Annotated in this window: 22 protein-coding genes and 1 pseudogene; 9 read left to right on the top strand and 14 right to left on the bottom strand. The window is 63.4% G+C overall.

The window, feature by feature from the left end:
• The first annotated feature begins 16 nt into the window (after positions 1-16).
• Entirely contained in the window at positions 17-478 is a 462-nt protein-coding gene (locus tag ALA01S_RS03080; RefSeq protein WP_066331886.1) for a RidA family protein, read from the top strand.
• Positions 475-978, top strand: coding sequence for a disulfide bond formation protein B (locus tag ALA01S_RS03075; protein ID WP_066331883.1), 504 nt, complete (start codon positions 475-477; stop codon positions 976-978). The genes ALA01S_RS03080 and ALA01S_RS03075 overlap by 4 nt, the downstream gene beginning before the upstream one ends.
• Here the strand turns inward: ALA01S_RS03075 and ALA01S_RS03070 are convergent.
• Positions 958-1521 carry a PEP-CTERM sorting domain-containing protein gene (locus ALA01S_RS03070; protein WP_157118727.1) on the bottom strand — a complete coding sequence of 188 codons (564 nt, stop codon included), beginning with the start codon at positions 1519-1521 and terminating at the stop codon, positions 958-960. The genes ALA01S_RS03075 and ALA01S_RS03070 overlap by 21 nt on opposite strands.
• 491 nt (positions 1522-2012) lie before the next feature.
• Between ALA01S_RS03070 and ALA01S_RS35395 the strand changes: the two are divergent.
• The 7 genes and pseudogenes from ALA01S_RS35395 to ALA01S_RS03035 form a co-directional block, all read left to right on the top strand.
• A pseudogene (locus ALA01S_RS35395) lies at positions 2013-2555 on the top strand (winged helix-turn-helix domain-containing protein); the annotation flags it as partial.
• Complete coding sequence (gene cysD / locus ALA01S_RS35140) at positions 2532-4133, top strand: sulfate adenylyltransferase subunit CysD (protein WP_259375499.1); 1602 nt, start codon at positions 2532-2534, stop codon at positions 4131-4133. The pseudogene ALA01S_RS35395 and the gene cysD, both read left to right, overlap by 24 nt.
• A 76-nt stretch (positions 4134-4209) precedes the next feature.
• On the top strand, positions 4210-6114 hold the full coding sequence (cysN, locus tag ALA01S_RS03060) for a sulfate adenylyltransferase subunit CysN (protein ID WP_066331878.1): 1905 nt from the start codon (positions 4210-4212) through the stop codon (positions 6112-6114).
• 348 nt (positions 6115-6462) lie between these two features.
• Positions 6463-6837 carry an SMR family transporter gene (locus tag ALA01S_RS03055; protein WP_066331875.1) on the top strand — a complete coding sequence of 125 codons (375 nt, stop codon included), beginning with the start codon at positions 6463-6465 and terminating at the stop codon, positions 6835-6837.
• Between the two features lie 10 nt (positions 6838-6847).
• Complete coding sequence (locus tag ALA01S_RS03045) at positions 6848-7795, top strand: NAD-dependent epimerase/dehydratase family protein (protein ID WP_084267160.1); 948 nt, start codon at positions 6848-6850, stop codon at positions 7793-7795.
• A 25-nt stretch (positions 7796-7820) separates the two neighbouring features.
• A complete protein-coding gene (locus ALA01S_RS03040; RefSeq protein WP_169805840.1) occupies positions 7821-9275 on the top strand; it encodes a UbiA family prenyltransferase in 1455 nt (484 codons plus the stop codon).
• Positions 9276-9283: 8 nt separating this feature from the next.
• Positions 9284-10915, top strand: coding sequence for a hypothetical protein (locus tag ALA01S_RS03035; RefSeq protein WP_157118725.1), 1632 nt, complete (start codon positions 9284-9286; stop codon positions 10913-10915).
• A gap of 120 nt (positions 10916-11035) precedes the next feature.
• On the opposite strand, the gene ALA01S_RS03030 is transcribed toward ALA01S_RS03035, so the two are convergent.
• From ALA01S_RS03030 to epsF, 13 genes are all read right to left on the bottom strand, one after another.
• Positions 11036-11512 (bottom strand): serine O-acetyltransferase, encoded by a 477-nt coding sequence (locus ALA01S_RS03030; protein ID WP_084267158.1) that lies wholly within the window; start codon positions 11510-11512, stop codon positions 11036-11038.
• Between the two features lie 49 nt (positions 11513-11561).
• Positions 11562-12518 carry a sulfotransferase domain-containing protein gene (locus tag ALA01S_RS03025; RefSeq protein ID WP_066331858.1) on the bottom strand — a complete coding sequence of 319 codons (957 nt, stop codon included), beginning with the start codon at positions 12516-12518 and terminating at the stop codon, positions 11562-11564.
• 71 nt (positions 12519-12589) lie between these two features.
• Positions 12590-13573, bottom strand: a complete 984-nt coding sequence (locus ALA01S_RS03020) for a sulfotransferase family protein (RefSeq protein ID WP_084267156.1) — start codon at positions 13571-13573, stop codon at positions 12590-12592.
• A gap of 1 nt (position 13574) precedes the next feature.
• Positions 13575-15134: a lipopolysaccharide biosynthesis protein gene (locus ALA01S_RS03015; RefSeq protein ID WP_066331854.1), complete on the bottom strand. Its 1560-nt coding sequence runs from the start codon at positions 15132-15134 to the stop codon at positions 13575-13577.
• The gene (locus ALA01S_RS03010) at positions 15134-16357 is read right to left on the bottom strand and encodes a glycosyltransferase family 4 protein (RefSeq protein ID WP_066331852.1); all 1224 of its coding nucleotides are present in this window, start codon (positions 16355-16357) and stop codon (positions 15134-15136) included. Before ALA01S_RS03010 ends, ALA01S_RS03015 begins: the two co-directional genes overlap by 1 nt.
• A gap of 38 nt (positions 16358-16395) precedes the next feature.
• Positions 16396-17328, bottom strand: coding sequence for a sulfotransferase (locus tag ALA01S_RS03005; protein WP_066331850.1), 933 nt, complete (start codon positions 17326-17328; stop codon positions 16396-16398).
• 9 nt (positions 17329-17337) lie between these two features.
• Entirely contained in the window at positions 17338-18051 is a 714-nt protein-coding gene (locus ALA01S_RS03000) for a sulfotransferase family 2 domain-containing protein (protein ID WP_066331848.1), read from the bottom strand.
• A 49-nt stretch (positions 18052-18100) separates the two neighbouring features.
• Positions 18101-19000 carry a sulfotransferase family protein gene (locus ALA01S_RS02995; protein WP_084267155.1) on the bottom strand — a complete coding sequence of 300 codons (900 nt, stop codon included), beginning with the start codon at positions 18998-19000 and terminating at the stop codon, positions 18101-18103.
• Positions 18993-20585, bottom strand: coding sequence for a hypothetical protein (locus ALA01S_RS02990; RefSeq protein WP_066331844.1), 1593 nt, complete (start codon positions 20583-20585; stop codon positions 18993-18995). The genes ALA01S_RS02995 and ALA01S_RS02990 overlap by 8 nt, the downstream gene beginning before the upstream one ends.
• Entirely contained in the window at positions 20582-21304 is a 723-nt protein-coding gene (gene epsI, locus ALA01S_RS02985; RefSeq protein ID WP_066331842.1) for an exosortase-associated protein EpsI, B-type, read from the bottom strand. Before epsI ends, ALA01S_RS02990 begins: the two co-directional genes overlap by 4 nt.
• On the bottom strand, positions 21301-22197 hold the full coding sequence (xrtB, locus tag ALA01S_RS02980) for an exosortase B (protein ID WP_066331840.1): 897 nt from the start codon (positions 22195-22197) through the stop codon (positions 21301-21303). Before xrtB ends, epsI begins: the two co-directional genes overlap by 4 nt.
• Positions 22198-22234: 37 nt before the next feature.
• The gene (locus tag ALA01S_RS02975) at positions 22235-23161 is read right to left on the bottom strand and encodes a polysaccharide biosynthesis tyrosine autokinase (protein ID WP_066331952.1); all 927 of its coding nucleotides are present in this window, start codon (positions 23159-23161) and stop codon (positions 22235-22237) included.
• A gap of 15 nt (positions 23162-23176) precedes the next feature.
• Positions 23177-24595: a chain length determinant protein EpsF gene (epsF, locus tag ALA01S_RS02970; RefSeq protein WP_066331839.1), complete on the bottom strand. Its 1419-nt coding sequence runs from the start codon at positions 24593-24595 to the stop codon at positions 23177-23179.
• Between the last annotated feature and the right edge of the window lie 7 nt (positions 24596-24602).

Raw genomic sequence — 24602 nt, 5'->3', positions numbered from 1 at the left:
GGAGCTATCCCCCGACATGTCCACCGTTCAAGACCGTCTGAATGCCCTAGGTATCACGCTGCCTCCCGTGGCCGTGCCCGCTGCCGCCTACGTGCCCTTCGTGCAAAGCGGCAAGCTCGTTTTTCTCTCAGGTCACATCGCCAAGAAAGATGGCAAGCCCTGGGTGGGCCAGTTGGGCGCGACCATGGGCACGGAAGAAGGCGCCGCCGCCGCGCGCGCCGTGGCCATTGACCTGCTGGGCACGCTGCAGGCGGCCGTGGGCGACCTCTCCCGCGTGGCGCGCATCGTCAAGGTGCTCAGCCTGGTCAACAGCACCGGCAGCTACACCGAGCAGCACCTGGTGACCAACGGCTGTTCGCAACTGTTGGGCGAGGTGTTCGGCGCTGAAGTGGGCGCGCATGCGCGCAGCGCCTTCGGCGTGGCCCAGCTCCCGCTGGGTGCCTGCGTGGAAATCGAGCTCATCGCCGAAGTGCAATGAACCTGAACCTGGCGCAGCCGGCCTCCGTGCGCCGGGATCCGCTGCCGGCGCTCATCGCGCTGGTCTGCTTCGCGGCCATAGGCGCCGCGCTGGTGTCGCAGCACGTCTTCGACATGCAGCCCTGCCCCTGGTGCGTGCTGCAGCGGCTGATCTTTGCGCTCATAGGCATGGCAGGACTGGCCGCTTGGGCGGCCAATGCCCTGGCGCTGCGCCGCGTGGCGCTGGCGCTGGTGCTGCCGCTGTCGCTCGCGGGCATGGCCGCAGCGCTGTGGCAGCACTTCGTGGCGGCGGCCTCCTCGTCGTGCAACCTCACGTTGGCCGACAAGATCCTGGCCCAACTCGGCCTGGACGCCAGCCTCCCGGAAATCTTCCAGCCCCGCGCCAGCTGTGCCGACGCGGCGACGAACCTGTTGGGCGTGCCCTACGAGTTCTGGAGCCTGGCGCTGTTCGTCCTGTTGGGCGTGGCCGCCGCCTTCGGCTTACGCCGAGCGGTCCGCTGACGCGTCCGCGTCGTCCTTGCGGCGACGCAGCCGCCGCGCCAGCGGCAGCAGCACGGCACCGGCGGCAAACATCGCGTAAGTCGCCGGCTCGGGCACGGCTGCAGCCGGCGAGCTCAGCGCGCTGGCCGGCACGAGATTCGACGTCAGCGTATAGCCCGCACCCAGCGCACCGGTCGTCCCGGTGATCAGGTAATAGTATTTCTTGCGGCCGTCGATGTGCTCGAAACTGAAGGTCATCGGACCCTTGGTCGCGTCGCCGGTGAACGAGCCCAGATACTTATCGGGCCCGTAATAATCGCCGTAAAAATCGACCTTCAGATTGCCGATCGTGCCCTTGTTCAGGGTAAACGTCGCCTGCACACCCGTGTTGCCGCTTTGGGCCGGCGTCAGGATATAGCGTGCGTCGTCCACGAAACTGATGTTCTTGCCGATATTCCTGACCAGAGTTTCACTCGGGTCGTGCAAATCCCAAACGGCATCAATGGCGTGTGCCGAGGGAAGGAATACTGCGGCAGCTACCAGTGCGATAGCGCGTGACTTCATTTGACTGTTCCTTGGTGAAAACAGGGTTTCAAGGATGCCTATTCGGCTGCCGGAATTTGATTCGAGCGGCTCCTAGGGTCAACCCCGCAGACGCATAACGCATATGAGCGCTGCGAATTTGCAATAGCTTTCATGAATTTACAAATACTGTCATGCGCTGACGACTGAGTTTGTATAGGCACATCACAAATCCCACAAAAAGATACGTCCATCGAGCTCTGCAAAGCTGCAATGGATTCAGCCAAGGCCTCCGTCATTTCAGTCAAACAGTCGCACCGTCAATTTCAAAGACGGCTTACGCGATATTGGGTTCGAATTTGAATCACCCCCCTTATTGCCACGTGGAGTTTCGACGGCCACCCCCTTGAGCCTGACGGGGAACGCACGCCAATTGCCCGATTCCCCGTCCGCTCGTTCGCTTGCACCGTCCCCTTTGGCCTGCCCTTCAGGCCCAGGCGCCGCGTTCATGCCCAAGCGCCCTGCCCAAGCACATGCGTTCCCGCATGAATGCCAACTCCAACCGCCGTCCGTGCTGGTTCGGCCCGTCGGGCAGACCTCCCCTGAACACAGGATTGGCACAGCCACCTATAATTAAGCACATTAAATGCTTAATGACGTTTAGTCATATTCAAATTCAAGTGGCGGAAGATAGCGTCCTCGTCGAAACCAGCGTGCAGCAGCTCAATGCGAGGCGGCGGCGTGCGGTCGAGCTGCGCCTTGAAGGCCGTTCGCTGCAGCAGATTCGCGCTGAAACGGGCCTGAGTGCGCCCACGGTGATTGCCGCGCACAAGGCCTTCCTGGCCGGCGGCTGGGGCGCCGTGGCCGTGCGTGGCCGTGGCCGCCAGCATGGGGAAGGCCGTGCGCTGACTGCACAACAGGAGCAGGCCCTGCGCCGCCTGGTGCTGGCGCAAATGCCGCAGGAGGCGCAGCTCGACACGCCGCTGTGGCAGCGTGAGGCCTTGGGCCAATGGGTAGAGCGCGAGCTGGGCGTCACGCTGGGCGAGCGCACCGTGACCCGCTACCTGGAACGCTGGGGCCTGCGCCTGCTAGGCCTGCAGGAAGCCGCCACGACGGACGAAGCCCGTCAGTGGCTGGAGCAGGCGCTGCCGCGGCACGTGCGCCAGGCGCGCCAGCAGCGCGCCACTCTTTTCTGGTGCGGCGAGCTGCGTGTGGGCGAGCACGGCAGTGCAGCGGCCCGCGTGCTGGCCGCGCTGAGCCTGCGCGGCAGCCTGGTGTGGCTGCCTTTTGGCGACAGCACAGCCGCCGTCCATGCCGATTTCCTGCGCCGCCTGCAGCAGGTAGCCGGCGGCCCCGTGCTGGCGCTGCTGCACGGCATAGACCTGGACAGCCCCGCAGGCGCCGCGCTGCGCGGGCCCCTGGCCGCCGACGGCGTGACGCTGCAACCCTGCCCGCTGGCGCTGCGCTCGGTGCTGCCGGCCAGCGCCACGCCCGCAGCCGCTGCGGCGCCGGCCAAAACGGCCAGGCCGCGCGTGCTGCAGGCACCGCCGCGGGCACTGGAGCCGGCTGAGCGGCCCGCGCCACGCGCGCTGCCGCCCGCGCCGCCCGCTCCCATCCGCAGTGCCCCGGCATCGGCTCAGAAGCCAGCCCCCGCCCCCTGGCGCCCGGCCACGCCGGCCGTGGCCCCGCAGCCCCTTAACCCCTCAGCCGCCGCGCGAGCCGCGGCCTTCCCCTCCCTCAAGAGAGAGCAGCCCATGAAACTGACCCATCTGCAACGCTTGGAGGCCGAGAGCATCCACATCATGCGCGAGGTGGTCGCGGAAGCCGACAAGCCGGTGATGCTGTATTCCATCGGCAAGGACAGCGCGGTCATGCTGCACTTGGCCAAGAAGGCCTTCTATCCCGCCCCGCCGCCCTTCCCACTGCTGCACGTGGATACCACCTGGAAGTTCCGCGACATGTACGCCATGCGCGAGCGCATGGCGCGCGAGCTGGGCATGGAGCTGCTGGTGCACCAGAATCCCGAAGCCAAGCAGATGGGCATCAACCCCTTCGACCACGGCTCGCAGATCCACACCGACATGTGGAAGACGCAGGGCCTGAAGCAGGCGCTGGACCACTACGGCTTTGACGCCGCCTTCGGCGGCGCGCGCCGCGACGAGGAAAAGAGCCGCGCCAAGGAACGCATCTTCAGCTTCCGCACCGCGCAGCACCGCTGGGACCCGAAGACCCAGCGCCCCGAGCTGTGGAAGCTCTACAACGCGCGCAAGCACAAGGGCGAGTCCATCCGCGTGTTCCCGCTGTCCAACTGGACCGAGCTGGACATCTGGCAGTACATCTACCTGGAAAACATCCCCATCGTCCCGCTGTACATGGCCAAGGAGCGCCCCGTGGTGGAGCGCGACGGCACGCTGATCATGGTGGACGACGAGCGCTTCCCCCTGAAGCCCGGCGAGGTCCCCATGATGCGCAAGGTGCGCTTCCGCACCCTGGGCTGCTACCCGCTCACCGGCGCCATCGAGTCCGAGGCCGACACGCTGCCGGCCATCATCCAGGAGATGCTGCTGGCGCGCACCTCCGAGCGCCAGGGCCGCGTCATCGACCACGACGCCTCCGCCTCCATGGAAAAGAAGAAGCAGGAGGGCTACTTCTGAGCCACTGCGCCGCGCCCCGCGTTGCGCGCGCATCCGCTCAAGAGCCTCCCTCCCAACGACCCAGGACACACACACCATGGCCCACGTTTCCGACCTCATTGCCGAAGACATCGAGCAGTACCTGAAGCAGCACGAGCACAAGAGCCTGCTGCGCTTCATCACCTGCGGCAGCGTCGATGACGGCAAGAGCACCGTCATCGGACGGCTGCTGTACGAATCCAAGATGCTGTTCGAGGACCAGCTCGCCGCCATCGAGGCCGACTCGCGCAAGTGGGGCACGCAAGGCGGCGAGATCGACTTTGCCCTGCTCGTGGACGGCCTGGCCGCCGAGCGCGAGCAAGGCATCACCATCGACGTCGCCTACCGCTTCTTCAGCACCGACCGGCGCAAATTCATCGTGGCCGACACCCCGGGCCACGAGCAGTACACGCGCAACATGATCACCGGCGCCTCCACGGCCGACGTGGCGGTCATCCTCATCGACGCGCGCAAGGGCGTGCTCACGCAGACCCGCCGCCACAGCTACCTGGTGAGCCTCATCGGCATCAAGAAGGTGGTGCTGGCCATCAACAAGATGGACCTGGTGGGCTACTCCGAGCAGACCTTCCGCGACATCGAGGAGCAGTACCGCGCATTCGCGCGCCAGATCGGCCTGACCGACATCACCGCCATTCCGCTGTCGGCCCTGCGCGGCGACAACATGCTGCAGCACAGCGACAGCACGCCTTGGTACCACGGCCCAACCCTCATGGGCTACCTGGAGACCGTGGAGATCGAGGAGACGCAGCAGCAGGCCAGCGACTTCCGGCTGCCCGTGCAGTGGGTCAACCGCCCCAACCTGGATTTCCGCGGCTTCACCGGCACCATCGCCGCCGGCATGATCCGCCCCGACGACCGCGTGCGCGTGCTGCCCAGCGGGCGCGAAAGCCGCGTGGCGCGCATCGTCACCGCCGACGGCGACCTGTCGCAGGCCGTGGCCGGCCAGTCCATCACACTGACCCTGGCCGACGAGGTGGACGTCTCGCGCGGCGACGTGATCTGCAAGGCCGAGGCGCCCGCTGAAGTGGCCGACCAGTTCGAGTGCACCGTGGTGTGGATGGCCGAGGAGCCCCTGCTCCCGGGCCGCCCCTACCTGCTCAAGCTGGGCACCAGCACCGTCAGCGCCACCATCACCGAGCCCAAGTACAAGGTCAACGTCAACACGATGGAGCACCTGGCGGCCAAGAAGCTGGAGCTCAACGAGATCGGCGTGTGCAACCTGGCGCTGGACCGCCCCATCCCGTTCGACGCCTACGGCACCAACCGCGAGACGGGTGGCTTCATCCTCATCGACCGCATGACCAACTCCACGGTCGGTGCGGGCATGCTGCACTTCGCGCTGCGCCGCGCCCACAACATCCACCTGCAGCCGGTGGACGTGAACAAGGAAGCGCGTGCCGCCCAAAAGGGCCAGAAGCCCGCCGTGCTGTGGTTCACGGGCCTCTCCGGCGCTGGCAAGTCCACCATCGCCAACCTGGTGGAGAAGAAGCTGCACGCCCTGGGCCGCCACACCTACTTGTTGGACGGCGACAACGTGCGCCATGGCCTGAACAAGGACCTGGGCTTCACCGAAGCCGACCGCGTGGAGAACATCCGCCGCGTGGCTGAAGTGGCGCGGCTCATGGTGGATGCGGGCCTGATCGTCATGACCGCCTTCATCTCGCCCTTCCGCGCCGAGCGGCAGCTTGCGCGCAGCCTCATGGCCGAGGGCGAGTTCGTGGAGATCCACGTCGACACCCCGCTGGAAGTGGCCGAGGAGCGCGACGTCAAGGGCCTGTACAAGAAGGCCCGCCGCGGCGAGCTGCTCAACTTCACCGGCATAGACAGCCCCTACGAGCCGCCCGCAGCGCCGGAGCTGCGCGTGGACACCATGTACAACACCGCCGACCAAGCCGCCGACCAGGTCATCCGCAAGCTGCGCGAGCTGGGCTTTATCGACTAAGACCCGATGCCTCCACCAGGCCGTGCAAGGCGCCTGGGCTGACCAAGCCGCCGCCGCTCGTCAAGGAGCTGCGGCGGCTTTTTTCATGGAGTTTCAAATAGCCGGCCAGCCTTCTACGGGAATATCCAAGCCGTTTCGGTTGCTCTCGATTTCGCGATCTGAAAATTTGTCACTGTCAATGTTGAAGAAAGTGACAGACATTTCCACCCTTAAATAACCACTCACCCTCGCCAAGAGCACCAAAAACCTCACCCGGTATTGGGCGGTACGTGGTTAAGGGTAAATAAGGCTTGAAATGGACGCGTCACAGGAAATTACACCGATACTCCTCCCATGTCAGGACGCGCCATGAAGCCTACTACCTTTTTACTGATTATCTGCGGCGTATTACTTAATGCAGCCGCGCAGCTTTTTCTCAAAAACGGTACGCGCCAATTGGGCGTCATTGGGCTGGACGGCCCGCACAGCCCTGTGCAATTGGCTTTCACCGTAGGTACACAACCCTGGATAGTCGGAGGTCTGGCCTGTTATGTGGTGAGCGTGGTGCTGTGGATCGCGGCCCTGTCGCGGGTGGACGTGATGGTGGCCTATCCCATGCTTTCCATTGGGTATGTCGTAAATGCGTTCATTGCCTGGCAATTCATGGGCGAGGCGCTCACGGCCCAACGCCTGCTGGGCATTGGCGTGATCGTCATCGGCGTGGTCATTCTTTCCCGTGGCTGAGGAGTCAGGCATGCACATTCTCCTCACCGGGGCCGCCGGATTTCTGGGCCGATATTGCGCCCGCCGCCTGCGTGAAGCGGGCCATGTGGTGACCACTACCGATTTGCACGGCGATGTCGACTTGCGCGGCGATTTGGCCGACGAGGAATTTTCTCGCCGCCTGCCTCCGGTTGAAGCCGTGGTTCACGCCGCAGCGGTTCAATATGTGTCACCCAATTTGCCGCTGATCTCTCGCAAATCCTGGTTCCACCACAACAACGTCAAAGCCACCCGCTGCCTCGTACAGCGCTACGCCGGCAGCGACGTGCAGTTCGTCAATATCGGCACCAGCATGATGTATGCGCAAAACGGTGCCCCCCAATATGGGCCGGACAGCGAAATGAAGGGCCAGGGCGTTTACAGCATTTCCAAGCTGCAGGCGCAGCGCCTGGTGGAGCAAGGCATGCCGCGCTGGGCCACGGTGATTCCCTGCATCATCGGTGGCCCGGGCCGCGAAGGTCTGTTCCGCAATTTCGTTCGCGCCATTGCGCGCGGCCGTCCGGTCACCGTGCCGGGCAAGGCCGCTCATCCGGTGGCCATGGTCCATGTGGAAGACGTGGCCCGCCTGGTGGAATGCGTGATTCGCCGCAATGCCACGGGTTTCTACAACGCTGCGGCGCCGCGGCCCCTGTCCATCAACGACTGGGTGCGTGAAATCGAGGACGAAATCAACGCCCCCCCGGCACGCATGCTGCATTTGCCCCTGAAACCGCTGCAATTCATCGCCGCGCTCAGCGGCTGGCGCCTGTTGGCCCGCGAGCAGGCGCTGATGCTGGAATGGCCGCACGTGCTGGATATTGACCGCTCGCTGGCCCTGGGCTGGCAGCCCCGCCACGACAACGCGCGCATCGCCCGCGATATTGCCCGCCATATTTATGGCAGCGAATTCGAGCCAGCCCGCGCAGGAGCACGCCATTAAAGCCGCCATGAATGCCGCACCGCAGGTGGAAGTGCCGCCCCTGCCGCTGTACGTCGATCTCGACGGCACGCTCATCGCCACCGATTTGCTGCATGAATCCCTGCTGCGGCTGCTCAAGGGCCGCCCTGCCAGCCTGGTGCAAATGCCGGGCTGGCTATCCCGCGGCAAGGCGGCCTTCAAGCAGGAAATTGCCCAGCGGGTGGAATTGGACGTCACCACGCTGCCCTACCGCGACGAGGTGCTGGAATTCATACGCGAAGCCCGCGCCCAGGGCCGCCGCGTGGTATTGGCCACCGCTTCGGACGAGAAATTCGCCCACGACGTGGCCCGCCATTTGGGCCTGTTCGACGCGGTATTGGCCTCGAACGGCCAGCGCAATTTGAGCGGCACTCGCAAGCTCGAAGCCATTCAGGCCGATGCCCGCCGCCACAACAGCAATGACGGCGGAGAATTCGCCTACGCTGGCGACCGGCCCGTGGATATTCCCATCTGGCGTGAAACCGCGCATGCCGTGCTGGTGACGAATTCACGATCGTTGGAATCGTCGGCGCGCGAGGCTGCACCGGTGACCACCGTCATTCACACGCCGCGAGCCCGCCTCTGGGACGTGTTATATGGCCTGCGCCTGCACCAGTGGCTGAAGAATCTCCTGATTGCTTTGCCGCTGCTACCCATATTGCCTGCGGTCTCCCACATGCCATTGGACGTGCTCATGCGCGTTCCGCTGGCCATGCTGGCTTTTTCATTGATGGCGTCCTCCATTTACGTCGTCAATGATCTGTTCGATCTGGAAGCCGACCGACGCCACGCACGCAAGCGCCACCGGCCTTTTGCCAGCGGCCTGATTTCCATTCCGGCCGCGGCCGGCATGAGCGCCGTGCTGTTCGCCGGCTCGCTGATATTGTCGGCCACCCTGCTGCCTGCCAAATTCACGCTGTGCCTGTTGGTCTACCTGGCACTGACCCTGTCCTATTCGCTGCGACTGAAACGCCGCGCCGTGGTGGACGTGTGTGTGCTGGCGGGGCTGTATACCCTGCGCATCGTGGCTGGCGCCGCGGCCCTGAGCGTACCGATTTCGCTGTGGATATTCAGTTTCTCGGTATTTTTATTCCTCAGCTTGGCATTTGCCAAGCGCTACGTTGAAATTGCCACGACCTTGCCTTCGGACACGGCGGCGCTTCGCTCGCGCGGCTATCTGATTGGCGACCAGACTTTTGTGCTGGCCGCCGGCGCTGCGGCCGGCCAACTGGCGGTGGTGGTACTGCTGCTGTATTTAAACGACCCGCTCACGGCACAGCGCTTCAGCCATCCGCAATACCTGTGGATACTGGGACCACTGTTGCTGTTCTGGCTGCTGCGGCTGTGGCTGAAGGCCAACCGCCGCCGCTTGCACGATGACCCCGTGGTATTCGCGGCACGCGACTGGGTCAGCCGCCTCATCGTCATCATCACGGTGGCGCTCATCTGGCTGGCCACCTGAGAGCTGCCATGAATTCTCCTCGTCAGCAATTGGGCATGAGAAGTTACACCGGGCCGGCGCGTTGGCCGAGTGAAAAGAAACTCGCCACCCCGGTCATTCTGGCCATGCTGGTTCTGATGCCCATGCTGTTCGGAGACCGGCAGGGTTTCGAAGGCGACGGACTGGCCATGCTGTTCGGCATGAATCAGTTCGAAATATTGGGCCGCGCTGGAGTTTACAGATACCACTGGCAGCCGCTGTCCTATGAATTACTGGCAGCCATTGCACCTTGGTTGAACAAGCCTTTTGCTCTCACTTATGTAGCCCAGGGCTTGGGCGGTGCAGGCCTGGCCTTGTTGTATTTGCTGCTGGCGCGCATGTTGAAGGCCGCGCCTTATGCGCGCTGCATGGCGCTGGTATTGACGCTGAGCATTTCTGAGCTGTGGGTGACCACGCTGTATTTCAATACCACGGCGCTGGCTTTGCCGTTCGTCATCGGCGCGCTGCTGGCCATGCACATGGGCTGCACACCGAAAATCAGGCCCGGACTGATGTGCTTATCCGGTGCCTTGATGGCGACCGGCTGCCTGTTCCGGCTGGATTTCGCGGTATTCGTGCCGATTCTGCTGGTGCTGCCCAGATTTTGGGCGGTGCAATCCAGGCTGCGTCTGTTCCTGCTGTTTGCCGCCGGAGGCCTGGCAACGGTGGGCATTTTCCTGGCCTGGCAACCGCATTTCATTCCGGACGCGGCCGCGATTCTGCAGCGCTACGGCGAGGGCGAATTCGAGGTCACCATGATGTACCGGGTGAAGATCGTCCTGTTCGCCCTGGGTCCCGCGCTGGTGGTCCTTCCAGTACTGTGGTGGACGACACGGCCGTGGAAAGCCGCTTACGCTGACCAATCCTTCGACAAGACCTGGTTGCTGTATTGGCTGGCCTTGCTGCCCACGCTGGTGCCGCTGCGCAACCTTTATTCCGGAAAATACCTGGTGCCCTTTTTCCTGGGCTTGGTGCTGGCCGTGGCCCAAGCGGTGGCACGGAATTGCCGCACCACCCAAACCACGTCCATTCAGTTGTCCGCCCATGGCCGGCAGCAATTGGGCGTGGTGGTCGCCACTGCCAGCCTGGCGGCACTGGCCCTGATTGGCGTGCCGACGGCGGAGGCACTCAAGAAAAACCCCTTGACCGCTTGGGCCGCCGACCCGCTGGTCGTGGGCACGCATGACGGTGCCCGTTCCGCCGGCGCCTACATCAGCTATTTGAAGCAGATGGACAGCTTTGAATTGCCGCAGAGCAGCGTGCGCTTCTACAAACAACTGTCCGAGGTGGTAGGCCAATGCCACCATGATTTGACGGTGGTGATGTCCCCGGTGGAGAAATACGGCCACAACGAATGGAGCTGGGGCTGGTTGCCGCTGTATTTGATGCAGCAGGACTGGCGATTGACGGAATACCGCGCCGGCCAATTCGCCCGCCTGGAACAAGCCTCCACGGGCCACCAGGTGCGCATCGTGGGCCACGAGCAAGGCGCGCCTGCGGGCGAGCGGCATGTGCTGGATATGTCGCTCATCGGATTGCGCGAGGATTACGCCTTTTGGACGGACGCGGAGCATTGGATTCAAAACCCCGCGACGCGGGCGGTCTGCGACAATCCGCAATAAATTCCAACGCCAAACAAAAACGGACCGATGACGAATCGGTCCGTTTTTTCATGAGGCCATGAGGCCGCGAACGCAGCCATTCAACCGCCTCGCCTCACCTGCTTGTGGTTCAAATTTTCATCACGCGGCCTCGCGCGTCACGGAAACCGGCGACACCGGATTTTCCACCACACCGTTTTCCGAAACTTTGCGCCCTGCAATACGCACCACACGGGCGGGAATGCCGACGACGGTGGCGTCGTCTGGCACGTCCTTCACCACCACGGCATTGGCGCCAATGCGGGCACGGTTACCGACGCGAATGGGGCCGATGATCTTGGCGCCAGCGCCTATTTGCACGTCGTCGCCTATCGTCGCACCGCCACCCTTGCCACCGGCAATGGTGACTTGGTGGCGGATTTTGCAGCGGGCGCCGATTTTGACCCGCTTGCCCATCATGATGCCTTGGCGGTGCCCGAACGAAACGCCCGGTCCAATTTCCACCTGGTACGGAATCGAGGAGTGAAAGAACATGCGCAAGGTCAATTCCACCAGCTTGGGCAAAACGGGAATGCGTTTTTTGTAGAGGTAGTGCGACAAGTAGTAGAGTTTTTCCATACCGGCACTCCTTTCATTGAACTGAGAATTTCACCCTGGGCGCCGAAATTCAACGCGCGGGTTGCATTTTGAAGGAACCTGTCCCGGCAGCAGCCGCGGATTCCATCCAGCCCGCCGGCATGGCACCCTCGCCCACAATGCCGGCCAGTTGACGGATGCTGGGCGCATAATACGCCTGCAGTTTGTCCCGTATAATCGGCGACATGGGCGCGTAGCCCTGGCGGGCCTGGTTGAACTTCTTGTACAAATTGACCAGTGAATGCTTCAACTCTGGGCGCGCACGCAGTACCGGCTCCAGCATGCGGTTGACTTTCAAGGCATGGCGGTGCAGACCTTCGAATCGACTGGAGAAGGTAACGTTGGCGGCCTTGAAGGTGTAGTCATCGAAGTAATGCGGATTGATATTCAGAAAGCCGCAGAGCTTTTGCATGAAGCCACGTTCGTCGCCCTGCAAATCCTCATAAAACATGATTTGTATGCGCGAGGCCGGAATGCGCTGCAGGAAAGGCTCCAAATGCTGGGCGTAACGGCCGAAATCCAGCACCTGCAAAAACCAGCGGCCTACGCCCAAAGACTCCGGTGTGGCTCCGCGGTCGAATTGAAGGCATTTTTCCACGTAGTCCTCGAAGCTCAAATCGGCCGGCAATTCGAGCTTGGATTTGTGGAAGTTGTAGCTGGAATAAAGCCGGTCCACGGGGTGGCGCAGGATGAACAGCAATTTCACGTCGCTGAGCATGGCCGCCATGCGCGGCGCCACGGTGGCGGATTCACCCAAGTAGCCGGGCGAGGCTTCCATCACCACGCGCGTGCCCGGCTTGCAGTGGGCGAAGTGGGCGCCGTAGGTCTCGCGGGCGCGGACGGGGTCGGCGCAGTCGTTGTGGCGAAAAAAGTCGGTTTCCTTGACCTTGGAGCCGCAGACCTCGGGATGGGTCAGCAGGTAAGTGAAAACCGAGGTGGTGCCGGCTTTTTCGGTGCCGCCGATGATGAAGTTGGGCACGGTCGTCATGGACGCTCCAATGTCTTGCTGTGATTGGTTTGGGCGCGACGGCGACGCCCAGGATCGCGACGGGTGCGGCCTCAATACCGGTTGACGCGGTCCTGCGTCACGGCCTCGCGGGCGCGCATGAAAAAGGCCTGCACGCCGGCCACGCGGCGCAGGCCCTGCAAATGCGAGCGCGACATGCGGGCCCAGTCCATCCATTTGAGACTGGCGAGTTTCCAGGAGGCAGGGTCGGCGTCGCCCATCAACTCCACCGGATAACCGGCCTCGAACAGCATGCGGCCGGCCACGGATTCAAGCTGCCGAATCTGGTCACCGGTGAAATATTTACGCCAACGCTGGGAATTGGGCACCATGGCGCCGGCCTGCGCACGATCGGAATTGGGGTCAAAATAGCGCATGTTGGATTTGAGAACCGCCGGCAGAAATGGAATCTGCAGGAAATGGCAAACCTCGCGCATCCTCTGCTCAGGATTGCTGGTCAAATCCTCGTATTTCACTTCCATGTAGCGGTCGGGACCCAGTTTCAGACCCTGCTCGCGGCCGAAGGCGACCGCCTTTTTCCAGCGCCACACGGAGCGCAGAGGCGACAGGCCCCAGCGGCGGTGGAAGGACTGGGCACAGTCACGCCCGTCGCGCAGCACGTGCAGAAAGCGCGCGCCAGGGAAGGCGCGGGCCATAAGGGCCAGGTGCTGTACGTACATGGGCGTCTTGTCGCCCCAGTGCTGCTTGCCCATTCGATGGGCCATGTGCAGGTAGACGGCGGCGATGGCATCGCCCGCGGTGGCGGCACTTGAATACTCAACCTCCGGCAGAACGACAGGCTGATTGCCATTTTCCCGCCAGAAGGCCTTACCATGGCTTAATTCCTGCACCAGCGCGCTGCGATTCTCATTCGAAATGGGGCCCATCGCGCCGTATTTGTGTAGCAAACTGGGCAGCACCCGGGTTTCCCGGGGAAACATATACAAATCGGGATGATGACCCAGGGAATCAGCCAGCATGGTGGTGCCTGACCCATTGACGCCGACCACAAATACCGGTCCGGGGGATGATTTCATGTCAAGCCTTTACGCGTTCAATATGGACCAGGGCACGCAGCCAGTTGGACAGCCGACCCTTCAGGATATTGGACATGATGATGAATTCGCTTTCACGCAAAGGCTTGCAGAAATACAAAGCCCCCACGGTGAATACGCCCAGCGTACTCAGGGCAATCCAGGGGCCGAAGGCAGTGTGCAAACCGGTGGCCAATAGCACGGCGATGGCCATGGAAATCGAGATGCGCAGCATGGCGCGCAGGTCGTAGGCCAGGTGGATGCCCTGGCGGCGCAGCCACCACAGGGCGAAGGCGTTCTTGAACCCGTGGGTGATGGCGATGCCGGCGGCCACGCCTTCCAGCCCCCAGCGGCTGCCCAGCACCACGCCCACGGGCACCAGCAGGAAGAGCACGCTTTGCGTGCGCAGTTCACGCGTCACACCGTAGAGTTGCATGCACAGCGACACGTTCTGGCCCTGCGTGGTGGCGCCCAGGCCCAGGAGCATGAGGAACATGATCCAGCCCGTGTCGGTGAAGCGGCCGCCGCTGGCGTGGGCCATGAGTGCCTCGCCGCTCACGCCCACCGCTGCCAGCCACACCACCAGCATGATGAGGTTGGCCTTCCACAGCAGCTCCAGCACGCCCAGCACTGTGGCGTGGTCGCCGCGGGCGTGTCGCGCGGCCAGCACCGGCCGCACCACGCTGGCCAGCACCTGCGCGGGCATGTAGCGCCCGGCCATGAGCAGCAGCTGCTGGATGAACGCAAACATGCCTGCCACCTCCAGCCCCAGGAAGCGCGCCACCAGCAACCGCAGCGCGCCGATGCTGGCCGTGGCCTGCAGCAGATTCACGCCGGCCATGTGCCAGGAAAAGGAGAAGACTTCGCGGAAATCCACGGGCGCGGGTTCGCCTTCGGGTATCTCCATGACCTTGCCGCGCAGGACGATGAGCGAGGCCAGCATGAACAGCAGCGCGATACCGGCGTCAAACAGCAGCAGCATGGACAGGTTGAGCTCGCCCAGCACCAGCAGGCCCAGCACCGCGGCGGCGCGCACGATCGGCATGGCCGCATGCAGCAGCTGCGACCACTTCTGCTCCAGCAGCGACTCCAGCATTTCGCTGACGAAGCGGAAGGCCGGCACGCTGCAGATCACGGCAATGGCGCCGGCAGCAGCCAGCGGCTCGCCCAGGTCGCCCTTCTCCACGCCCACGAACTTCATGGCCTGCGGCCACAGCAGCGCCAGGCCCAGCGCCCACAACAGCAGCAGGCCCAGGCGCACCAGGACCACGCCGCGCACGAAGGGCATGACGGCCTGGCGCGAGCCCGTCTGCGCCAGCATGGGCAGGTAGCGGCGGCTGGCTTCGAGCAGGCCAAAGGAGCTCAGCGGCACCATCAGCTCCACCATGCCCCAAATGGCCATGTAGGCGCCGTAGTCGTGCGCAGAGAGCACGCGCACCAGCAGCAGCGTCAACAGCAGGAACGTGACCGCCTGCGCGCCGCGGCCGACGATGAAGTACAGCAGCGCCTTGCGTATGCGCGCGGCCGAGTAGCGGCCGCCGTGGTGATGCTTGCCCTGTGCCATCAGCCGGCGACTCCCTGCGCCACGAGGCGGCGGTAGGCGGCGTCCACCTGTTGGGCGATGACGTCGTAAGTGCGATGTTCGCGCACCCACTTGGGCCCGCGCGAGGCCATGGCTTGGGCCTGCTGCGGCTCGTCGAGCAGGCGGCAGATCTCGGCGGCGAAGGCATCCTCGTCCCAGGCCACGACGCGCCCGGCGCCGCTTTGCTCCAGCACCAGCGACTGCTCGGGGTGCTCGTTGGCCACCACGCACTTGGCCATGGCCAGGTACTCGATGAGCTTGGTGGGCGACGTGGACTGCAGCACCGGGATGGGCGCGAAGGGCGAGATGCACACGTCAGCCCGCTGCACCCATTCCCAGGCCTGCTCCATGGGCAGGAAGCCGGTGACGGTGACAGCCTCGCGCAGGCCCAGGCGGTCGATTTCGTCCTCCAGCGCCTGGCGGTCGGCCGGGGCCTGTCCCTCGCCCACGAAGGCCAGCGTGGCGCGCGGGTAGCGCTGGCGCACCCGCTGCAGCACGCGCAGCAGGAACTCAGGGCTGCGTATGCGCAGGATGATGCCCAGGTGCAGCAGCAGCGGCGCCTCGGTGGAAGGCGGCTTGGCGTCAGCCGGCTCGCCCACCTTGTCCGCACGTATGCCCATGGGCACGGGCGAAACGCGCTGCGGGTCCACGCCGCGGGCCACCACGTCCTGCTTCATACGCTCGCTCTGGACAAAGACATGGTCGGCGGCGGGCAGGATGCCGTGGTAAAGCGAGGCCATCATCAGCCGCGCCTTGAGTTTCAAGAGCCAGCGGTAGCGGGCACGCGGGTTCTGGGCGAGCTGCAGCTTGGACTCGGCCAGCGGGTAGGACATCCAGAATACGAAACGCGCCCCGGTGAGCTTGGCTGCCAGTGCCGCCACCAGCCCGGCAAAGAACTTGTCGCGCACCTGTATGACGTGGTATTGGCCGCCGCGGGCCAGCCGCAGGATGCGCAGGTCGTTGAGCAGGCCCTTGAAGTTGCGGGACAGCCGCCCAAGAAAGCCGGAGCCGGCCTCATTGCGCGCCAGAAAGACGCGGCTGCCCAGCCACTGCGTTTCGCTGCCCAACCCCGGCTGGGGTTTGTTCACGTCCATGACCCAGTCGATGGTGTAGCCGCGCGACACGAGCTGGCGGGCGAAAAGCTCGACGACGTCCACGCGGTAGGGCGGGAAGGTGTCCTCGGTGATGTAAAGCAACTTGAGCATGGCGGCTGTCGGGGTCTCGCTTGGGCGACGCGGCGAGGTCAGCGGTAGCCCAGCGCGGCGTTCATGGGACCGCCGCGGCCGTTGAAGTAGGAGAGCTCGGCGGGCTGCAAGTCCTTGCGCCAGCGCTCGTCCAGGGCGATGCCCTTGTTGGGCGCGAAGCGCGTGGCGTTGCCGTTGACCATGTGGCGCGTCACACCGTCCAGCCGCAGCATGGATTCCTGGAAGTCCAGGCCGATGAAGTCACACAGCCGCTCGCCGGCGCGGCGCGGGTCGCTGGCGATGTCCTCGTACTTGAGCTGCATGCGAGCCTCGGGGGGCACGTGGCGCTCCAGCAGCGGCAGCGCGCGGCCGTAGTAGCTCAGCCAAGCGCGCACGCTTTCCTCGGGATCGCGGCCGCTGCTGCGGCGCGAGAGGTAGACGCCGCGCCCGTCACGCGTGACCAGCAGGATGCGCACGGTCTTGGGGTGGCGCTGGTAGAGCTCCACCGCCTCGCGCACGTTCTTGGAGGAGTCGATGACCACGTCCTTGTCCCAGGCATCGGCCACGGCCTCGTAAAGACGCATCTTGTTGGTGAGGGCGTCGCGGTAGGCCGGGGGCACGGGCACCAGGGGGCGCGCTCCAGCGGGCACGAGGTCGCGCGCCGCCATCCAGCTCTTGCGCAGGCGCACCGCGGCCAGGAAAGATTTGGTTTGGTGCGCTTTGTCGATGTAGGTCCAGGCCACCGCGTCCCACAACCGAAAGCCGTAGGGCTGCTCGACGCTGAAGCCCCATCGCTCCAGCCGCCTGTACACCGCCTGCCAGTGCTCGCACTCGCGCAGCAGTGCGCCGCAGGAGCACTTCTCTCCCACCCGTAGAGCTTTGGCCAGGAAGTTGGACTCCCCCAGCGACGTGGCGCGCGGGTGACCGCCCAAAAACATGTCGGTCAGCGTCGAGCCGCAGCGCGCGGCCGAGCACACGTAAAGCACATTCATCGGGTCGCCTCAGAACGAATAACCAAACTGCTCGATGTCGCGCTGGTAGACCTGCTCCACCTTTTTGCGGCTGGCGGCGCTGTAATAGTCCCGGTAAGAACTGCGCTGGCTGGCATTGACCATGGGCAGGTCACAGGAGCGGCCCAATTGGTCGGTGATGTATTGAAAATCCTCACCCAGCCTTTCAAAGCGGCCTACAAAATCCATGCATTGTTGGCCCTGTCCGCTCACCACGAATTCCCATTGCGGTACAAAATGAATTTGGCCGTAGATGTTGCGCTGGTCCAGCCATTGCAAAGCAAATTCGTCAAAATTCTTGTAATGGCTCAGCACGGATTGCCCCCAGACGGCGTCTCGCTTGTTAGCCCCACCCTGGGATAAAAAAGTGTAGGCGGAAACGATACGGTCCCAGGGATTGCGCACAAACGTGAATTTGAAATACTCGTTGAACGCCTGTGCGCCGAAAATGGCACGGTAGGCCCGCGCTGTCAAATGTCCGCCGCCCTTGCATTCAAACAAGGCCGTGCACAAGGAAATGCCCGCGGTCTTGGGAATGTGCACAAATATGCAGCGATTTTCATCGAATGGTGCCAGACAATAATCCTCGGCATCCGGCGTGGTGCGCAGGCGCCGCAGCGGGCCATTGGGCTTATAGGCCCGCAGCATCTGACGATAACCCCAAGGCACCGAGCGTTGGTAAATCGAATTGATCACGGCATGCATCTGGGCTCCTGGCGCTCCGGAATGGTTTTAAAGTATTTGGGCACTCGTATCAGGCATAACCCCAGCGGTCAAGCATGTCGCGCTGCAGCTCAGTCACGGCTTCACGGTCTGTCGGAGACCACTTGCGTCGCCACGAGGCCTCGGCCGGCTTGATGGCCAGCGACGAAATAAAAGCCTCGTAATCCTTGTCCGCATAGGCTTGCACACCCATGAATTGGAGCAACCTGCGCAGTTCGCCGTGTGGGTCAGCCAGCAATTGTTCGTAATGCAGGGTGTGCTTGCCGTCGGCTTCTATCTGCTGCAAACCGCGCTCGATTTGCTGCATGCCTTCCACCCAGTTGCGGGCAGCAATGTGCAATTCGTTGACGCCCTCGGCCTTGAGCTCGCGAGGGGTTTTGCCGGCCCAAAACAATTGATGGTCGTCCCACCAGCCCACTTTGACCAATGAATCCGCCACGCTGCGCCCGTCACGCACCAGATGAATGAATTTGCAGCGGGGAAAGGCCTGGCGCAATACCGCCACGCGCCGGTTGTTGGCCGTGCGCTTGCACAGCAGCACGTCGCCACCACCATACTCCAGCGTGCCGTGGAACATGCTGCGAATACGGCTCAGGCCGGGCTCACCCAATACGAAACCTTCGGCCGGCGTGTGGGGTATTTCGGCACGCTCAAAAATGCTCTCGCCTTCCGCGGGGGATGGAATCCAGAACTGGGACAGCTTGCGCCTTCCTTCGAAATACGCATTCCCCTGCCCGCCGAACCAGGCCCGCCGTTTCATGGCCAATGAATTGCGTGGAATGCGGTGCATCAGCGCCGTGGCCGGCAAGCCCGGCAAACGGCTTTGGTAGTTGCTCAAATAGCCCACCGACGGATGCGCAGCCAGCAATTTGTAGAGCAAAGTCGTTCCGGATCGGCCGGAACCCAGCAGGAAAACCACCCTGTCATCCATGGCGATACCTCGGAGCCGCTTGCTTGTGAACAAAACCAGGTTTCATGGCCTTGGGCCCGGATTCAACTTCCGCTGCCGGCGCCACGCTGCCGGCGCGGGCCAGCGCGGCTTGGCGCACCACGCGCCACCAATAAATTGAATATCCCAGCATGAAAACCATGACGAATTGCGAGGGCGCGGCCCGCAGCGAGAAATTGCTGTAGGGCAGCGTGATGGAGAAAATGATCAATCCCGCGCCGGCCGCTTCCAGCAAGGCCTTGTGCTCCACGGGAACAATGGGCGAGCGGGCACTGGAATTGCAATTCAAGCCGGCCATGAACAGCGCCGCCATGAACAGCAAATGTCCCAGGGCCCCTGTTTCCCATAACAAAATGGTGGTCCCCGTCATATCCAATGGATAGGGAAACATGGGCACCAGTTCACCCATGCCTATGGACGAGGTCTGGGTAGCGCCAATGCCGTAACCCAGCATGGCGTGGAACGGGTCGCCGTAGCGCACGCTGCGGCTCCACCAGTCGGCCATGCGGGCGGCCCGGCTGACAACCACGCCCTTGCCCGTGTCGCGGGTGTGCACTTCCTCGGGGTTGAGCTGGTTCTCTATGGATTGCAACGGCGAGGTGGGCATCTTGCCGGACAGGGTCATACCGCGCCCTGCATAAAAGGTCGTGGCATAGACCGTGAACAGCGCGCCCATCAGCACCACGGAAGCCAGCAAGGCGCCAAAGGACAGCATGGGCCGGCGCAGCAATTCCCGGTAGAAAAGCAGCACGAATACCGCGGGCACCAGCAGCACGGCCGCTTTCACCTCCGACAGGGCCAGCGAGCCGAGAATACCCACCATAACCGCGGCGGCGAAATAGCGATTGATTCGCTTGGCGCGCCACAGGGTCAGCACCGCGGCCATGGCCACCAGCAGGAAAATACCCATGCCGTGGCTGGCACCACCGCCCTCGATATTTCCTGGGAACGTGCCGACCACCGCGTCCCAGGGCGACAGGCGGCTGGAGGCCTTGGCCACCACGAAATATTGGTACACCGCCACCGGCAATTGAATGATGGCCACGACCAGCAGGGCTTTCCAGGCCAGCAGCATGTCTCGCGGCGCAAGCATGCCCACGCCAACGGCCAAAGCCACGGACCAAAATGCCATGTAAGTACGCGAGGCCACCACGACTTCGCCCAAACGCGGCGAGCTCATGGCGGTACTGCAGCCGGCCACGATCAAAAACATGACCATGACGAATACCCACAGCGGCCAGCCCGGTTGCACTGTGGGCTTGCGCGGCTTGAATATGAAGGCGACCAACGGTATGTACATCGCCAGGGCCAGCAGCGGCGGGCCCCAGCGCGCGGAATCCAGTTTTCCGAAATACATCACTGGGCCGACAATGACCATGGACACCACGAAAATGGTCCAAAAAGCCAATCGGGACGGAACGATAAACAAACCGACCAGCGCGAGCAGGCCCAAAAATGGTGCCAGCATCGCGGGTTTGCCCATGCCGGCCGCCGCGCCCATCAGCACGGCAAAACCCAGGCTCAAAATCAGCAGCGGCACGGCGCTGCGTGTACGGTTGGGAGTCATAAGGCTGCAGCTTGGGTATTTGCCGGCCGTCTGCTGGGGGCACCCAGCAGCCGCAGACGTAGGGAGGGATCGACGCTGGCAGTCAGCGCACGGATGAATTCCTCATGGCGCTTGAAGGCGGTTTCCGGATCCCGCTCCAGGCTGGAAACGCGAATCAGCATGCCGTCGGGAATCAACCCGCGCATGCCATAGCGCAGTTGAACCATTTTCATGCCGCTGCCCGACGTCACGGCCTGGTCACCAACCACAATCCAGTAGGTGATGGGCTCGTGGCGGCTGCCCATGCGTGCACGCAGGCGCCGCACGGGAATATCCTGATTTTGGACATTCATCGTACCCACACGGTTATAAACAATCTCCAATCCCTGGGCCGGATAACAAATCTCGGGCTTGTGGGCAGTCGTACCATCGGACTGGTCGCCGCCGTAAGCGATGGATAGCATGATGTGGTTGCCCTGTACATCCACATACGTTCTCGACAACACCTGGTTGTAGATTTTGTCCAGTTTCTCCTGGACTTCGGGCGACGGCAGTATTACCGGCAAATCGGTATCCACACGCCACGAGCCAAACTTCTTGGGAATGGCCGTTTCCAGCGGAGCCAGCGGGTTGGCATCCGCCACTTTGATGGACGGCTTGAACGCAAAAGCCAGCCATGACGACAGCGCCATGGCCAAAAATACCAGCAGCACGCGAAGCTGCACGGACAGGGGTTTCATGCCGGCACCTTTCGCTGCGGATTCGGCTGAGCGCTTTTCTCCGGAAACAGGCGGCCCAGAGGATAGTCCACGAGCAGCATCAGCACGAGCGCCACCATGAACAGCACCATGCCGGCAAAGCCGTGTATAAAACCCTGGCCGGCCTCGTCACCGAAATAATAGGTGATCAGCACCAGGATCATGACGCGAACAACGTTGGCGCAAAAGGAAATGGGAATAATGAAAATCGCCAGCGCAATGTTGCGCGCCACCGATTTGTAGTTCATCAAATTCATGTACAGCAGGCCCAGGGATTCCAGCGTGAACATGGAATTCAAGCCAGCGCAGGCATCGGCGACGAACAGCTGATATTGGCCGATATTGAGCATGGCGCCGGTGCGCGCCACGGGATAACCCAAGGCATAAAGCACCGTTTCGGCCACGGTGGAGACGGCGGACTTCAGCGGCGCGGTCAACGCTGATACCAGCGCACCGGGCAGCGGTGCCATGAAGACCAGAAAGAACAGCGAGAACCAGACCACGCGCACCGCGGCCCAACCGCGAAAGATCAGCAGCACGCCCAGCCACAGGAAGATCTGCGAGCCAACCTCAAAGGCAATGACGGATTGCGAACGTCCAAAGACGTAGAGCAGCAGGCCCAGGACCAGCGCCATCGTGCCCGTCCAGGGACGGGACGCGACGGGCGCGCCCATCAGCTCATGCCGCTTGCGCCACGCCAGCCAGTAGCTGACGACCAGGATGATGGGGCCGTGCCCCTGCGCATCCGACGCCCAAACCGTCCTGGACAAGTCCAGGAAGGTCGGTACGTACAGCAGGGCAAAGCCCAGCCCAAGCAGCCATGCGGGCCAGTACTGCACGGCCCATAGCGGATGAGGCAAGCCGGCTGCTTTCATGCCTGGTGTCCACTCCTCTGATTGATGCGGTGAATGGTCAGAACTCGTTCATCACGACGCCGCACAGCCGCGTGGGCACGCTGCGCAAGGCCGTGGTGAGGTCCTGAAGCGCGGCGGCGCTGCTGCGGCCGGAGCGCACCATGGTCAGCGCGCCGTCGCAGCGCGCGGCGATCACCGGCGCATCCGAGCCGTGCACGTAGGCAGGCGTGTCCACCACGACATAGTCGAACTTGGACGACAGCTCGCGCATGAGCAGGCCGAAGGCGGGGCGCTCCACCAACTCCAGCGGGTTGGGCGGCACCGCGCCCACAGGCAGCAGGTACAGGCTGGGCAGCTCTTCCACCGGGCGGATCACGTTGATGAGCGTGCGCCCGGACAGCACGCCGGAGAGCCCGGCGGTGTTGTCCACGCAGAACACCTCGTGCTGACGCGGGTTGCGCATGTCCGCGTCGATCAGCAGCGTGCGCCCGCCCAACTGCGAGAAGGCGATGGCAAGGTTGGCCGAGAAGTAGGTCTTGCCGTCGCCCGTGTCGGGGCTCACCACGGCCAGCGAGCGCGCGCCGGTCTCCTCGGTGAACAGCGTCATCATCAGCTGGCTGCGGATGGCGCGGAACGCCTCGGAGCGGAACGAGAACGGATCTCGCGCCGTCACCAGCTCGCTGCTGAGCAGGCTCTTGGAGTTGGCCGGGTACGGGTAGTGGAACTGCTGGGACAAGGCCCACAGCACGTCGTTGCCGCTGGCCACGCCCAGTTCGATCGCGGCTTCGCCGAAGCGTATGCCGCGCTCCTTCTGGTGCTGCAGTACGCGGTCGATCTGCTCGTCGCTGAGGTGGTTGGCCGACTTGATGATCTCGCCCAGCGGCCTTTCCTTCGTGCCCTCGCCCTCGTCCACGGAAGCTCCCTGGTCGCTGCGATAGTTGAACGGGGCGCCGGAAGTCCCGTCACGCAAGGTCGAAGTGGGCATGCGATGCAACTCCATTTACACAGCCTTTCCCTGATAGCCCACCAGCCGCGTCTGCATGGACGTGGAGCGATTGCCCCGGAACCAGTTCTTGCGGTCCGGCTTGGGCAGGAAACCGATGACGCTCAGATCGGCCAGCTGCACCACGTCGTTGGGCGAGCGCACGCGGCGGTTCATGAATTCCAGCATCAGCGCCACGCCGACGGCCAGGATGGAGCCGACGAAGATGGCCACGATGGTGTTGAGCAGCAGCAGCGGCGACGAGGGCTCAATCGGCTCGTTGGCACGCGAGAACTCGACCAGGTTGGTGATGGTGGCTTGGCTCTCGATGCTGGTGGTGTTCAGGCGGGCCAGCACCGTGTCGTAGGCCTTTTGGGCGTTGTCCACGTCGCGCAGCAGCGAGGCCATGCCGTCGCGCTGGGCCTTGAGCTTGAGCACCCGGTCGCGCTGGGTCTCGACGGCAGCACGGATCTCGGCTTCACGCGAGCGGTTGATGCGGCTGCTCACCGCCACGCCGCCGGCCACGCGGGCCACTTCCGTGTCGATCCGCGCACGCAGTCCGTTGATGGAGGCCTTGGCTTCCTGCACTTGCGGGTGGTTGTCGCCCAGGCGCGACGTCAGCTGGCTCAGCGTCGCCTCCTGGCGGGAGAGCTCAGCCCGCAACCCCGACACCACGCCGTTGGTGAGCACGTCCTGCACGCGGTCGCTGGCCACGTTGGCCGCAGCCTGGCGGCTGGTCGTCTCGGCCGACAAGGCTTGCACCGCCACCAACTGCGAGGACAGTTCGTTCAGACGAGCGGTTTCGATGTCGATGCGCTCGTCGGTGGCGACGATGCCGTTGTCCTGCTGGTACTTGGACAGCGCGGCCTGCGCCTTGTCGACTTGGGCGCGCAGGCTCTTGGCACGCTCGTCGAAGAAGGCGGTGGATTGGCGCGCGGGATCCACGCGCAGCTCCAGAGCCGTTTCCAGGTAGGCCTTGACGAAGGCATTGGCCGTTGCTGCGGCCAGCTTACGGTCCGGCGACTTGTAATTGACCATGATGATGTTGGACTGGCCGGGCACCACCTGCAGGTTGATCTGCAGCATGTCGCCCAACCAAGCCTCGAACGAGCCCACGCCTTGCGTCACCTCCTGCCATTGGCTGCGCAGGTCGGGGTTCTCGTTAAGCTTGAGAATGCGCACCACGCGCTGCGCAACGCGGTCGCTGTTGAGAATTTCGACCTGGCTGGTGATGACCTGCGGCACCAACTGGCTCGCTAGGCTCATGCCCACGATGGGGTCAGGCGTGGCGACCTGAACCAGCACCGAAGCCGTACCCGTATAGGTCTTGGGCATCAGCAGGCTGATGCCTATCGTGGCCGCCACCGTGGCCAGGAGCACTGCCAGCACGACTTTCCATCGCGCCACCAGGATGGCAAAGAACTGAGCAATGGACATGCGGCAA

It is taken from the genome of Azohydromonas lata NBRC 102462 (assembly GCF_001571085.1).
Classification (GTDB): Bacteria; Pseudomonadota; Gammaproteobacteria; order Burkholderiales; family Burkholderiaceae_C; genus Azohydromonas; species Azohydromonas lata.
Note: the sequence above shows the minus strand (reverse complement) of the source record. Positions and strands in the feature narration are given on the sequence as shown.